General features: G+C 58.3%; 16 protein-coding genes. 9 read left to right on the forward strand and 7 right to left on the reverse strand.

Going from position 1 to position 11,661, the window contains the following annotated elements; translation table 11 throughout:
- Window positions 1-71: 71 nt before the first annotated feature.
- Window positions 72-665 (reverse strand): N-acetyltransferase, encoded by a 594-nt coding sequence (locus ACT3UA_RS15390; protein WP_255248532.1) that lies wholly within the window; start codon window positions 663-665, stop codon window positions 72-74.
- Between the two features lie 94 nt (window positions 666-759).
- Here ACT3UA_RS15390 and ACT3UA_RS15395 point away from each other — a divergent pair, with 94 nt between their 5' ends.
- Window positions 760-1,344 (forward strand): DapH/DapD/GlmU-related protein, encoded by a 585-nt coding sequence (locus tag ACT3UA_RS15395; RefSeq protein ID WP_096288845.1) that lies wholly within the window; start codon window positions 760-762, stop codon window positions 1,342-1,344.
- A 13-nt stretch (window positions 1,345-1,357) separates the two neighbouring features.
- Here the strand turns inward: ACT3UA_RS15395 and ACT3UA_RS15400 are convergent, their stop codons facing one another.
- The 4 genes from ACT3UA_RS15400 to ACT3UA_RS15415 all read right to left on the reverse strand — a co-directional run bounded on the left by ACT3UA_RS15400 (window position 1,358) and on the right by ACT3UA_RS15415 (window position 3,432).
- Window positions 1,358-1,708, reverse strand: a complete 351-nt coding sequence (locus ACT3UA_RS15400; protein WP_096288843.1) for a TfoX/Sxy family protein — start codon at window positions 1,706-1,708, stop codon at window positions 1,358-1,360.
- A gap of 12 nt (window positions 1,709-1,720) precedes the next feature.
- The gene (locus ACT3UA_RS15405; protein WP_096288841.1) at window positions 1,721-2,080 is read right to left on the reverse strand and encodes a nuclear transport factor 2 family protein; all 360 of its coding nucleotides are present in this window, start codon (window positions 2,078-2,080) and stop codon (window positions 1,721-1,723) included.
- A 17-nt stretch (window positions 2,081-2,097) separates the two neighbouring features.
- Window positions 2,098-2,853: a hypothetical protein gene (locus ACT3UA_RS15410; RefSeq protein WP_096288839.1), complete on the reverse strand. Its 756-nt coding sequence runs from the start codon at window positions 2,851-2,853 to the stop codon at window positions 2,098-2,100.
- Between the two features lie 114 nt (window positions 2,854-2,967).
- Window positions 2,968-3,432, reverse strand: a complete 465-nt coding sequence (locus ACT3UA_RS15415) for a phage tail protein (protein WP_096288837.1) — start codon at window positions 3,430-3,432, stop codon at window positions 2,968-2,970.
- Between the two features lie 149 nt (window positions 3,433-3,581).
- On the opposite strand from ACT3UA_RS15415, the gene ACT3UA_RS15420 reads away from it, so the two are divergent.
- The 5 genes from ACT3UA_RS15420 to ACT3UA_RS15440 all read left to right on the forward strand — a co-directional run bounded on the left by ACT3UA_RS15420 (window position 3,582) and on the right by ACT3UA_RS15440 (window position 7,584).
- The gene (locus ACT3UA_RS15420; protein ID WP_096288939.1) at window positions 3,582-4,052 is read left to right on the forward strand and encodes a methyltransferase family protein; all 471 of its coding nucleotides are present in this window, start codon (window positions 3,582-3,584) and stop codon (window positions 4,050-4,052) included.
- A gap of 9 nt (window positions 4,053-4,061) precedes the next feature.
- Window positions 4,062-4,790, forward strand: a complete 729-nt coding sequence (locus ACT3UA_RS15425; protein ID WP_096288835.1) for a VOC family protein — start codon at window positions 4,062-4,064, stop codon at window positions 4,788-4,790.
- A complete protein-coding gene (locus tag ACT3UA_RS15430) occupies window positions 4,787-5,536 on the forward strand; it encodes a class I SAM-dependent methyltransferase (protein ID WP_096288833.1) in 750 nt (249 codons plus the stop codon). Before ACT3UA_RS15425 ends, ACT3UA_RS15430 begins: the two co-directional genes overlap by 4 nt.
- A 43-nt stretch (window positions 5,537-5,579) precedes the next feature.
- Window positions 5,580-6,404 (forward strand): alpha/beta fold hydrolase, encoded by an 825-nt coding sequence (locus ACT3UA_RS15435; RefSeq protein ID WP_217990432.1) that lies wholly within the window; start codon window positions 5,580-5,582, stop codon window positions 6,402-6,404.
- Window positions 6,405-6,681: 277 nt separating this feature from the next.
- Window positions 6,682-7,584 carry a serine hydrolase domain-containing protein gene (locus ACT3UA_RS15440; protein WP_176484297.1) on the forward strand — a complete coding sequence of 301 codons (903 nt, stop codon included), beginning with the start codon at window positions 6,682-6,684 and terminating at the stop codon, window positions 7,582-7,584.
- 60 nt (window positions 7,585-7,644) lie between these two features.
- Here ACT3UA_RS15440 and ACT3UA_RS15445 read toward each other — a convergent pair whose 3' ends face one another.
- Together ACT3UA_RS15445 and ACT3UA_RS15450 are read right to left on the reverse strand one after the other, a co-directional pair.
- Entirely contained in the window at window positions 7,645-8,877 is a 1,233-nt protein-coding gene (locus ACT3UA_RS15445; protein ID WP_096288827.1) for a glycosyltransferase 87 family protein, read from the reverse strand.
- Between the two features lie 57 nt (window positions 8,878-8,934).
- Window positions 8,935-9,219, reverse strand: coding sequence for a DUF6355 family natural product biosynthesis protein (locus tag ACT3UA_RS15450; RefSeq protein ID WP_096288825.1), 285 nt, complete (start codon window positions 9,217-9,219; stop codon window positions 8,935-8,937).
- A gap of 428 nt (window positions 9,220-9,647) precedes the next feature.
- Between ACT3UA_RS15450 and ACT3UA_RS15455 the strand changes: the two genes are divergently transcribed.
- The 3 genes from ACT3UA_RS15455 to ACT3UA_RS15465 all read left to right on the forward strand — a co-directional run bounded on the left by ACT3UA_RS15455 (window position 9,648) and on the right by ACT3UA_RS15465 (window position 11,161).
- Window positions 9,648-9,893, forward strand: coding sequence for a hypothetical protein (locus ACT3UA_RS15455; protein WP_096288823.1), 246 nt, complete (start codon window positions 9,648-9,650; stop codon window positions 9,891-9,893).
- A gap of 196 nt (window positions 9,894-10,089) precedes the next feature.
- A complete protein-coding gene (locus ACT3UA_RS15460; protein WP_141393610.1) occupies window positions 10,090-10,740 on the forward strand; it encodes a hypothetical protein in 651 nt (216 codons plus the stop codon).
- Window positions 10,733-11,161, forward strand: coding sequence for a hypothetical protein (locus ACT3UA_RS15465; protein WP_128471010.1), 429 nt, complete (start codon window positions 10,733-10,735; stop codon window positions 11,159-11,161). Before ACT3UA_RS15460 ends, ACT3UA_RS15465 begins: the two co-directional genes overlap by 8 nt.
- Window positions 11,162-11,661 lie beyond the last annotated feature (500 nt).

The raw sequence follows: 11,661 nt of genomic DNA on the forward strand, positions 1-11,661 counted from the left end.
ACCTGCGAAATACGCATACGCATCACCGAGCTCTCCGGTACCCTCCTCCTTCGCAAAGGCGGCGCAGGGCTCTAGCCGAAGGCGAGGTAGGGCGCGGATTTCCCGGGCTCGCGCACCCTGAACCGCAGTTCCAGGTCGCTGCGCTCGATCAATTGCAGCTGATGTGCGTAGGGCTCGCTGATGACATACACGGTGTCGCGCAGCTGCCATTGCTCGGCGAACCATTGGCGCAGCGCAGCCAAGAGGCGTTCATCGAGCCCGGATTCCAGCCGCGATTCACGAACCCAGAAATAGATGACCGCCTCCAGCTCCGCCCAGGCGCCGGGGCCCACCGCGCTCACGGTGGATTTGGCCAGGAATTTGGCGCCGGGCGGGTAGACGTACACGCAGCCCAGGCACTCGGTTTCGCTGGGATCGAGCATCGTGTAGGTAAAGGCGCGATGCTCCTTGTGGAAGCGCTCATGCTCGATGAGGTCCTCGCGGTTCTCCGCCACGCTGAAGTCATCGGCCGGCCACGGGTCCTGCTCCCAGAGCCGCAAGGACTCGCGGGTTTCCATCACCGCCGCGTAGTCCAATGCGGCGTCCTCGGCGGTGAGCGGACGCAGCAAGAACTCCTCGTTGCGCAATTGAACGGGAATCGGTGCGTTCGGATCGGTGATCAACACGGGCAGCTCCTGACGGCGAAGGGGGCAACCCAGCATAGATTGCTTGCAGGGAAATTGTGGCCGAAGTCCATGCGCGGTGCGCTAGCGTAAGACCATGAGCAACATTGCAGGACTCGAGGAACTTTTAACCGCCCTGAACGCGGGCCAGAGCATCACCGGAGGTTCCGGGCATCACCAGGCGATGCATGCCGCGAGCCAGGAGGCGTTGCGCATCGCCGCTCAGCTGAACGGAAGCTACCACTCGCCCGCGGCGGTCCGTGCGCTGCTCGGCGAGCTGACCGGGAGAGAGGTGCCAGAATCCGTCCAGTTGTTTCCGCCATTTACGGCCGACTTCGGCAAGAATATCCACTTCGGCGAGAACGTGTTCGTCAACAGCGGCGCCAGATTCCAAGACCAGGGCGGGATCGAGATCGGCGAGGGGTCGCTGATCGGGCATAACGCGGTGATCACCACGTTGAACCATGACATCGTGCCCAGCCGGCGCGCGGATATGCACCCGGCACGGGTGGTGCTTGGCGCCGGCGTCTGGCTTGGCGCGAATGTGACGGTGCTCCCCGGGGTGCGCATCGGCGATGGCGCGGTGGTCGGTGCCGGGGCGGTGGTGACCAAGGACGTGCCGGCCGGGGCCATCGTCGTGGGAGTGCCCGCCAAGCAGGTGGGCAGCGTACCGCAAGAGTAGTCCAACGTCGGGTTCAGCGGCCGCCACCGGTCAGCGCACGGTTGAATTCCAGGGCTGTGCCCAGCCACGAAGCCAAAGCCTCGTCCTTCTCGAGGCTCGCGGCGTCCACCTGGATCCAGCCCGGCCCCATGCTCCGTCCGGTGCCCATTTCCGCCTGGCCGGCTCCGGGGCTCAGCAAGAGCTCGGCGTGGTTCGCCGGGGCAACATGAACCAATAACGCCCCTTCCTTGAGCGCGCCGACCAGTAGTTTCTCGTTGACCATAAATGAGTGGCCGCCGAACATCGATACCTCGCGCAGGACCGGCTCGCCGGCTAATTTCTCGCGAATGCGCTCGATGAGCAGCTGCTGGGCCGTGTGCATCATCTCTGCCCTCGCTTAGCGGGGCTCGGGCGGGGCATAGGACATCCGGTCAAAGACCAGCACGCTGTCGCTGATCTGGCCGTCGGAGACGGTAAAGCATTCGCCGGCCACGGCGGAGGAGGTGCTGGCGGTCTGCGGGTAGTAGAACAGCGCCACGCGGTTGCCCTCGGCGAATTCGGCGATCTGCGCGGTACCGGTCAGCAGCGGCGCGAACCCGGCGATGAACTGCCGGTAGGCCTGTTTGCCCTCCAGATCGAGGCCCGGCGCCCGGCAGGTGATGGCCTCGGCGACATAGCTCATCGCCAGCTCGACATCGCCCGAAGTCCAGGCCCGATGATAGTTCTTGACGATTTCCAACGCTGAGGATTGCTCCATGGTGGGTTCCTTGGGATTTAGAAGGTCAGTTTTGTGCGGAGGCCGCGGACGACGAAAAAGAGGATCACTGCCTGCGCGGCAAGCAGGAACGCGCCGGAGCCGACACCGTCCCAGCCCATTGCCAAGCCCGACTGCAGGGTGCCGATGCCGCTGGCCACGGGGTAGAACAGCGGCCAGAGGATCGCGAGGTTACGCACGCAGGCAAAGACGATGGCGAAGGCGAGGGCGATCAATCCGAAGCTCAGCGCCACCGGCAGCGGAACCGATCCCACATGCTGCAGGGCAAAACCGAGGCCGGTGAGCGCGATGGCCGGCAGCCAGCCGAAGGCGCGTTCCCAGCGTAGATAGAGCCAGCCGAAGACGAAGAAGGGCTCCCAAAACACCAACAGGTTGGCTAGCAGGTGGGGGAGGAGCTCGACCTGCTGCGCGGCGGCAGTGGTGATGAGCTGGTAGGCGGAGCCGGCCCCGAGGAGCGCGGCGATGATCAGGGAGCGGAGAAGGAATCTGCGGGTTATGCCGAGCCCGGCCCAGCCTTCCCGACGCTTCCTAAGCACGGTAAGCGCCGGAATGAGTGTGCCGAAAAGCAGGATGCCGACAATCAAGAACCCGCCGCCGAACGCGCTGCCGGCCCAATAGCAGGCCCAGAACGCCAGCAGCGTGCCCAAGGCAATGACGGTGTCGCGGCCGGGATCCCAAGCGAAGATCCGCCGCCGGATCCGCGGCGGCGAACCAGATGCGGTGGAATCGGAGGTCGGGGTGCTGGAACTCGACATGCTCATATCCTCGTCGGTGCGGTGAGTTGAGCCGCTTCTGGGTCCGAAGCGTGGCCCGGTGGCTCTTAGCCTAGAGCCGATTCCGATAGCTGGCTAGGGAGCTCCGCCGGACCGCTAGTATTCGCCCTTGAGCACGAAGTAGGATCCGCGGATAGTTCCGGCAAGTTTCGACTTCTGCCGGGCGAATTTGAAGCGCTGGGCAAGTTCCTCGGGCACGTCCATCCCCTCGGAGAGCTTGAATCCCACCGCACGCTTCGCACCGGGTGCCAGGGAGTAGTGCACATTGATCGAGAGACCGGATTCGTAGAAGAGGTAGGCGCGTTTGGCGCCATCGGCTTCGAAGAGGCTCGCCTGCAGCACCGGGGATGCGATCTGCAGGTCGCGTTCGTCGGCGAGGATGCGGTGCACCCAGTCGACAATTTCGGGGACGTCTTGGGCGGCACTGAGCAAGAGGTCGTGGTCGAACTTATTCTTCAGGTACCGGGCCTCATTGGCGCGCAATCCGGCGAGGGCATCGGCCACCGGTGAGCTTTCCAGACCCGCGGTGCTCACCTCTTTGAAATCGACTAGATAGGACATGCATGCTCCTGGAAAATATTGGGCCGACCGGTTATGCCGATCCTACCTTTGCTTGTGCCTGTTCACGAGATGGGCAGGGGCGCGAAATTCTAGCCGGGAGCGTAGCATCGAAGCATTAGACGGAGCCGCGAATTAGAGGAGCCATGTCGATGCTGCGCATTCCACCGCCGGTATTAGCGCTGGGCGCCGGTGCGCTGCAGGCGCTCCTGTCGCGCCATCGCCACAGCTCGCCGCGCTCACGAGTATTCGCGGGATTGCTGTTGCCGGTCTGCTTGGCGCTGGATATCTCCAGCCTCCGGGCCTTCCGCCGCCGGCAAACGACCATCAACCCGATGGCCTTGGACTCGATGAACGATCTGGTGACGGACTCGGCGAACGCCTTGACTCGCAATCCGATGTATCTGAGCCTGGCGGGGTTGCTCGTAGCGCACGCCCTGTGGCGGCGCAGCGCGCTGGCGTTGCTTCCGGCCGCGGGAGTTGTGCTGCTGCTGGACAGGGTGCAGATTCCCGCCGAGGAAGCAGCGCTCGAAAGGGCCTTCGGCCAGCGCTATCGCCGCTACCAGGAGCAGGTCCCGCGGTGGGTATCGGGGCGCACGATCCAGCGACTGCTCGCACGGTAGGCTGGGCGCATGTACCTGGAAAACATCGTTTTTGACTCGGTGGATCCGCAGCGTCTCGGCCGATTCTGGCAGGAGCTGCTGGGCTGCGAATTTCTGGACGAGGATGCCAGCGGATTCGAAACGCGCCTGCACATCCCCGACGGGCCGACCCTCGACCTGTGCTTTCAACGTGTTCCCGAAGCTCCGCGGGATCCGGTCCGGCTGCATCTGGACCTGCTCGGTGGCCAGGAGCAAGAACAGGTGATCGCCCACGCGCTCGCCTTGGGCGCGAGTCCCAAGGATATCGGGCAGCAGGATGTCCCTTGGGTGGTGCTGGGCGATCCTGAAGACAACGCCTTCTGCGTCATGGAAGGCCGCGCAAGCTATAGCAATACCGGACCTATCGCCGCGCTGCCCCTGGATTCCTCCGATGTGCGTCGCGACGCCGCCTTCTGGTCCTGGCTCACCGGCTGGGAGCAGACCGCGCTTGGCCGGCCCGGAACGCTGCGCCATCCAAGCTATCGCGGGCCGGTGCTGGAAATATGCCCCGAACCGCTGGCCAAGGGACCGGAAAAGAATCGACTGCACCTGGACGTGCGTTTGGAAGCCGCCGATGATGCCGAGGCGCTCGCCCGAGAGATCGTGCGCCGCGGTGGCACGGAATTGCATCCGAATTGGGGCGAACTGCCCTGGCGCGTCTATCAGGACCCCTCGGGCAACGAATTCTGTGTCCTGCCAGCGGCGGGAAATGACCTATGAGCCAGGAGCTTGAAGCCGACGCTTGCTTCGTCGATGCGCGCCTCGCCGAGCTCTATGACCCGCTTGATGCCGACCGCAGCGATCTGGAGCCCTATGCGCAGATCATCGACTCGTTGGGTGCGCGCAAGATCTTGGACGTGGGCTGCGGGACCGGAACCTTCGCCTGCCAACTGGCCGCGCGCGGACTGCAGGTCACGGGGGTCGATCCTGCGGGCGCCAGCTTGGCGGTGGCCGGCGCCAAGCCCCAGGCACCGCTGGTGCAATGGGTGCACGGGACGGTGGCGGACGTGCCGACAGGAGATTATGACGTGGCGGTGATGACCGCAAATGTCGCGATGGTTTTCACCGGCGATCTCCAGTGGCAGCAGACCCTGGAGCGCATCGCGCAGTTGCTGAAACCTGGCGGGCGGCTGATTTTCGAGGCACGGCGGCCCGAAGCGCGTGCCTGGCTGAATTGGACGCCGGAATTGACCCGCGAAACGACTCTGATCGATCGGCTGGGGCCGGTCAGCACCTGGATCGAAGTGCTGGACTACGCCGATGAGTTGCTCAGCTTCCGTGAGACCTTTCGCTTCGAGCAGGAGGGCAGCGAACTGGTCTCGCATTCCACACTTCGCTACCGCACTCGCCAAGAGCTGACGCGCACGGTGGAAGCCGCGGGATTCTCGGTTCAGACGGTGCAGGATGCTCCGGATAGGCCCGGGCGGCAGTTCGTGTTCATTGCCCGGCGCGACACGAGCGATTAGTCTCGTCTCCATTGGAGCGAACCACCAAAGGCAAGGAAACATCGTGAGAGAGCAACAGCCGGCCCAACCCCTGCCCGAGGGCATCGCCGCGGTCCACGGCACCGGATTTCCGGTGGTCCTGGTGCACGGCAACGGGGTGGACCACCGGATCCTCTTCGCCCTCGATGAGCAGTTGGAAACTGCCGGCACCCTGCAGCGCATCTACATCGACCTGCCCGGATTCGGTGGGACTCCAGCCTTGGCGGGCCGCGCCGGCCTGCCCGAATTCGCCGCCTGGCTCCAGAAGCTGTTGCAAAACCACCTGGGGGCACGCCCGTTCGCGCTGATCGGCAATTCGCTCGGCGGCCTGCTCGCCCAGGAGATGGCAGACCGCTTCGAATCCCAGGTGCGCGGCATGGTGCTGCTGGCGCCGGTGACCCGACCGGCGGCCGAGGAACGCACGGTGCCGGCGCGCAGCGTGTTGCACGAAGACGAACTGCTGCTCGAGGAGCTGGGTCCGGTCAATGCCGGGCACTACGCGCAGATGTCGGTGATCCAGACCCGCGCGAACTGGGAACAATTCGAGCGCCATGTGCTGCCCGGAGTGCTCGCCGCTGACCTGCGCGCCATGGCGCATCTGTCCACCCGCTACTTCTTGGAGACGCTGCCGGTGGACCGCGAGCGGATTTCGCAGATTCCGGTGCTCATCGCCTGCGGAAGGCAAGACCACATCGTCGGGTTCGAGGACGCCAAGGCGCTGCTGGTCCGCTACCCCAACGCTTCCTTCCTCGAACTGGACCGTGCCGGACACAACGCGCATATTGACCAGCCCGAGATTTTCGCCCAGGCGTTGGCGCGCTGGACCGCGACGCTCACTACTAGCGGCTAGCGCTCGCCGGTATCCTCGCCGCACCCTGCCAGGACTTGCCACTACTTCCGGGAGTTCTGATTCGTTGCGTCAGATGAAAACCTCCGGTGTGACTGATAACTTTAATTGGCGGTTTAGTTGCAGCTCTAAGAGTCGGTTCGTGCAGTCCCAGCAGGGGGAACGTTCTACGGGACAGTTCGGGGAAGCCGTTTGCGCAGTACACCGATGTGCAGAGGCGTGTTGATTTTTCTGAGGGAGTGAATCGGAACGATCTTTTCCTGATCTTAGAATGCCGAATATGCGCACCGAATACGATCGTTTAGGAAGCCGATTCAGCTGGGCACTTCTCCCTTTTGTCGGTACCGGGTGTCAGAATGGAGACATGCAGCATACGGTCCCTATTTACAGCATCGCGAAATCCTACACCGCCGCCGCCGTTATTTTGACGTTTAATCCTCAACAACACATCGGTGATCGCCTAGTCTGGTTACCTGCGCATTTGAAGTCTCTGTCGTTCGAAGACTTGCTCTCTCACCGTTCCGGGCTCAATGATTACTTTGTTTGGCCGGACTATCGAGCAGCAGTAGAAAACGCCGCAGAACCCTGGGACTCAAAGGACATTATCGCTCGTGCAGAGGTGCAAAACCCCGGCGTATTTCGCTATTCAAATATCGGGTATCTACTTTTACGCTTAGCTCTCGAAGATTTCCACCAGAAGCCTTTTTACAACGTGCTCGACAGCTTGATCTTTAGCCCTCTTGGTATTCAAGCGTCCCCTTTTGATTGCCCTGATGATTGGGAACAGTGCAATCATCCCGCGATCACTGAAGAACTGCGCAATTACAACCCAGGATGGGTGTACACCGGAACTTTCGCTGCCACGCCCGATGAAGCTGCACGCGGTATTGCATTAATCATGCGAAATGAGCTGGGGTCGGCTTTGCCTGAAGCAATGTTGAAAACCCATTTGGTTGGTGCTCCGCAGAATCATCCAATGTCGCCGGAAGCTGGATACGGGCTGGGACTTATGACGCGCGGTCTACCTCCAGTAGTTGTTGGGCACGGTGGGCAAGGCCCAGGGTTTAATCACTTCACTGCGGTCAGTTCCGATGGTTCTCGCTGGTGCGGAGCTACGAGCGTGCAGGAAGGTGAAGATCAGGATTTGATTCGTCGTTGCGTGGCGGCTGTGAATCCTCGGTGAGGACGCAGTAGATGCCACACCGAAAACGATGGTTTTTGAGCTGGTTGATCCGCTCTAAGACTATCGCTTGCTGCTTTGGCCCTCGGGTAGTCGTGCAGGATTAGAAGTACCTGTTTCTGAGATTTCGAACGAACTAGTCCGCAGAGCGAGAACGACTCCCAAAGCCAGCGTCAGCAGGAGCAAACCTTCGCGGAGGGCTGTACCAATCGCAGTGAGAATAATATTCTCAGGTAGCGACGTGAGCATCCAATCTCCGAGGTCGGTTGGTTGCATAAGAAGAAAGAGCAGTCCTGTTAATCCCCAGCGCCGGGTGCGGGCGTTCAGGGAGAGACGCAGGACAATAAACACCAGGAACACCCAATGGTGTATCCAGCTAACCGGTGAGAGCAATTGGATGCTTGCACCGGCTATAAGAACTGCATCGAGTGTTCGCTGTGCTTTGTGTAAGCGGTAAGCAAGGGCCAGAGCTGTCGTGGCTACGCCTAAGATGAAGAAGGCTTTGACTGCTAGGGGTGCATCCGGCCAAAAGTATGCGAGAGCGCCGGAAATGGAATTGTTCCCGCTCGTTGCGAAGTTGCTGCCCAGATCTACTTTGTCGCTTAGCGACAGGATCTCCACGCTCAGATAATGCCATGTATTTACGGGGAAGAGTACAGCGCCGATGGCCAGGGTTCCCAGACCTCCTGCACACATCCACATTGCTGCTCGGAACTGGCGAGTGATCAAAAGATAAAACAGAAAGAATGCCGGAGTGAGCTTGATTCCTGCTGCAATGCCCGTCAATAAGCCACGTGGGAGCCAAGAAATCCGCTGTGTCTTGTTAGCCGCTAGATCATAGAGGCAGGCAACAGCTAGCAGGATATTGATCTGTCCGAAAGCAAGATGCTGAGCGATCACTGTCGTTCCGCTCAGCAGGAGAAACAGGGCGATAACAAACTTGGATGAGGGATCCTGGCTGATAGAGCGGGCGAGGAATCTCAGCGCCCAAGCGAGTCCGCAAAGCATGACGAAGGTCCAGGCCACCCAGGCCAGCATTGGTGGGAGCCAAGCGAAAGGCTGGATGAGTAAAAGGGTGAAAGGGGTGTAGACGAACGGCAACCCCTCATCTGGCAACTGTCCGCTGAAAATATTGTGAGCGTAGATATTCTCGGTAGTGAAAGCCTGCCGCGCCGCGTCGTAGTAGACAAAAAAATCTACGGGCATGTAGGTCACGCGAGATAACGCCAGACACAGAAAAAGTAAGGTCATTGCCAGCGGGAGAAGATACTGAATTAAGTATTTCTGCTTTAGCACTGGCAACGACCTTACTTGTCTATTGGGTAGAGATTCTCTCTACTCACTCTATGACAATTAGCAAGAGCGAAGATAGAAGGCGTTGGTGATTGAGTAGATTCCACCGTCCTGTTTCCGCAGCAGAGTTGTGCCTGGACCGACGCACTGCTCGTAGTTTCCTACAACCTGGTCAATCTGGATGTAGGCATTGCCAGAACCGCAGTGGTTGTAGTAGCTGTATCCCCCGCTTGCGTAATAGCCGCAGGTGGCAGCTTGCGCGGCAGGGGCCGCTACAATTGCGCCCGAAGCAATAATGCCCAGCGCTAATGCGGCTCCTGTGAGGCGTTTCTTCAATCCGATCATTGTCTTACCTTCCCTTTTGAGATGCAGTGACAAGACCAAAATATGTATATTTAGATTTTTAAACTAGTAGTGATATTTAAATATTTTGAGTGTAGGATACGCAAATCAAATATCTGGACTAAGGGGCGGACACCTTCTGGAATCGGTGGCTAGAGCAGTAGGTGGGTCTGTAATATGCCTTTATGACTGCGACAATTATTCGCCCACTTAGGGGTCGGATTCAGGTAAGGGGTTTGCGCGCTCCCCGAACTGGACAGCCGACGAACAGGGAACTGTTTAGAACGGCAACTGGCGCTGCCATCCGACCGACATGGGTTGGGGCCCCTCCTGGGGAACCGGGCTGGAAAGGGTATTGGACGATCGCACGTCAACATCTAACGGACGTTGCCGAAGCGGTCGCTATCCGCGATGGACTCGTATTCATTGAGATGCACTACAGCACGGCCGAGCAGTGCGATACGAGATACCAGACAGCTGAAGGCAATGACTGCACGTGCTCCTGTGAAGGCAAATACCACGGCAAGGGTGAGCATGCAGCTTGGCTCGAAGTCGGCGATACGACGCTGTTTCGCGGGGGAGAAGAGAAGATCGTGACGCGTTCTCTAGATGATCAACAAGCCTTGCAGGATCGCGATGACAGGTTGGACGAACTCATTCGTCAGGTTGGAAATTGATCAGTTTTTCAGGGTGAGTCAATAGCGGTGGTTTTAGATCGCGATTACACCCGGAACCCTGAAGAGCCGAAAAAGTCATAACCTAGATGACGATTTACACATTTGCCTTTACTATTAAAATTGAGTTCATATCCAAGATGACCTCACCGTCTCTCGACGACCAGACAGCGTTCCAACACAAGAAAGGTTTCATCTCTTGAAATCTAAAACCTTTGGCTCCATCGCCGCAATAGCTCTATTGGCGTCTTCCTTGATGGTGACCCCAGCTATTGCAGCAACGAATAGCCCCACCGACTCAGTAGAGCCGATTTCGCATTTTGGGATTGACGCCAGCAACGTCAAGGTAGATGTTTCCTACGTTGATGTGGACAGATTGAACCAAGATGAGAAGCAGGCTTTGGAATTGCTTGCAGAACGAGTAGAGCAGGATGGAGGAGGAGTCATTCTTAGTGTGAGCTCTACCGAGTATGTGCCTGAAGCATCTTCGAATAAAGCAGCAACAACATTTGCTTTGCCTGGTGGGTGCAAGTTAGTAACAGGTGAGTACCATACCCCGAACAGCAGCAACTACAGCCATGTGTCCGGATGGGCGCACAACCGCTGCGACCAAGCCTTTTCGCACAGAATCGAATTAGATATCCATAAAAAGAAAGCCGGAGCTCCAGGTAGCGGAACCATTGTCGCCAGTGAAACAGAGTTCCACAACGAAGTTGAAACTGATTACACGTGCAAAACCGGCTATGTTGCTGAATTCAATACAGTGTCACAAGGACGTGTAACCATCGCTGGCAAAGGCTACATCGCAACAGGCGCTTCAGGCTGGAGGCGATACAACTGTGGTGGATAATTTCCCAGGAGAGCGGAGTGAGGTTGACTATTCTGCGAATGGCCATCAAGACCCAATATTCACAGAACATGCTCTTCTCAAACTGAATCAGCAGTGCTTGCCGTTACCTGAAGTTGACGTGGCAATTGACGCAATGAATCGTGCCACGAATTCAACGATTGCGACTAACAGCAAAGCAGATGTAGACGTATTGCGCCATCTGGCTCTTCTGTATCTGGAATCTTTCAGAAACAAGAACCTTTCCAGAGGTGAGCATAATAAAGCCATCATGAATGTCGCTTCCATAGTGGTTTCGCTTCGTGCCCCCGAAGCCCGTCTTATCTCTTCAGAGGAAATGGATAGCCTACTTTTGAAAATCTACTTGTACTTCTTCCTCGAAGAGTCCACCCCTATTCAGCTCGTGAATAGTCTGCTCAAGTAAGGATAAATACACGCGTGCACGAACTGTGCATCAGTAGATGGTGCAATCCACTCCTATAAGTGGAATGCTCCCCGATAGTTGGACTGTGAAATGAACTGCTCCCCGAAAATTGGACTGTAAAAAGTCGACACTTTTGAGGGAGCATTTTCATGCGTGCACGAAGCACACTCACCGCGAAACAACGGGACTAGGGAAAACTGCAAAAGAAGACAACTAACACATTTCGACATTGAGGTGACAACAATGCATAGAGTCGTACCGTGGTACTTCGCAGCCGCAGTTCGAATTTGATTCATGCTCTCTTGATTCTCTCCTCGCTGCTGCTCATATTGCTCTTCCTGAGCAGTGGTTCAGCCAGTCACTATGAGAAGAGAGCATCAGGGATAACGGCATTTTCCCGCCACTGAACGAGCTCGGCGAAATCCTTAACGTGTGGGCTGAGGAGAATCTAGCGTTATTTGTCGGTCCGGAAATTTTCAAGTCAAGTGAGACCACTAAGT

Source organism: Glutamicibacter sp. 363 (assembly GCF_052379505.1).
In the GTDB taxonomy this organism is placed as follows: domain Bacteria; phylum Actinomycetota; class Actinomycetes; order Actinomycetales; family Micrococcaceae; genus Glutamicibacter.

Excerpts from the sequence above, each read along its gene's own strand:
- ACT3UA_RS15395 (WP_096288845.1), top strand. The coding sequence starts at position 760 with ATGAGCAACATTGCAGGACTCGAGGAACTTTTAACCGCCCTGAACGCG.
- ACT3UA_RS15400 (WP_096288843.1), bottom strand. The coding sequence starts at position 1,708 with ATGATGCACACGGCCCAGCAGCTGCTCATCGAGCGCATTCGCGAGAAA.
- ACT3UA_RS15405 (WP_096288841.1), bottom strand. The coding sequence starts at position 2,080 with ATGGAGCAATCCTCAGCGTTGGAAATCGTCAAGAACTATCATCGGGCC.
- ACT3UA_RS15410 (WP_096288839.1), bottom strand. The coding sequence starts at position 2,853 with ATGTCGAGTTCCAGCACCCCGACCTCCGATTCCACCGCATCTGGTTCG.
- ACT3UA_RS15415 (WP_096288837.1), bottom strand. The coding sequence starts at position 3,432 with ATGTCCTATCTAGTCGATTTCAAAGAGGTGAGCACCGCGGGTCTGGAA.
- ACT3UA_RS15420 (WP_096288939.1), top strand. The coding sequence starts at position 3,582 with ATGCTGCGCATTCCACCGCCGGTATTAGCGCTGGGCGCCGGTGCGCTG.
- ACT3UA_RS15425 (WP_096288835.1), top strand. The coding sequence starts at position 4,062 with ATGTACCTGGAAAACATCGTTTTTGACTCGGTGGATCCGCAGCGTCTC.
- ACT3UA_RS15430 (WP_096288833.1), top strand. The coding sequence starts at position 4,787 with ATGAGCCAGGAGCTTGAAGCCGACGCTTGCTTCGTCGATGCGCGCCTC.
- ACT3UA_RS15440 (WP_176484297.1), top strand. The coding sequence starts at position 6,682 with ATGCGCACCGAATACGATCGTTTAGGAAGCCGATTCAGCTGGGCACTT.
- ACT3UA_RS15450 (WP_096288825.1), bottom strand. The coding sequence starts at position 9,219 with ATGATCGGATTGAAGAAACGCCTCACAGGAGCCGCATTAGCGCTGGGC.
- ACT3UA_RS15455 (WP_096288823.1), top strand. The coding sequence starts at position 9,648 with ATGCACTACAGCACGGCCGAGCAGTGCGATACGAGATACCAGACAGCT.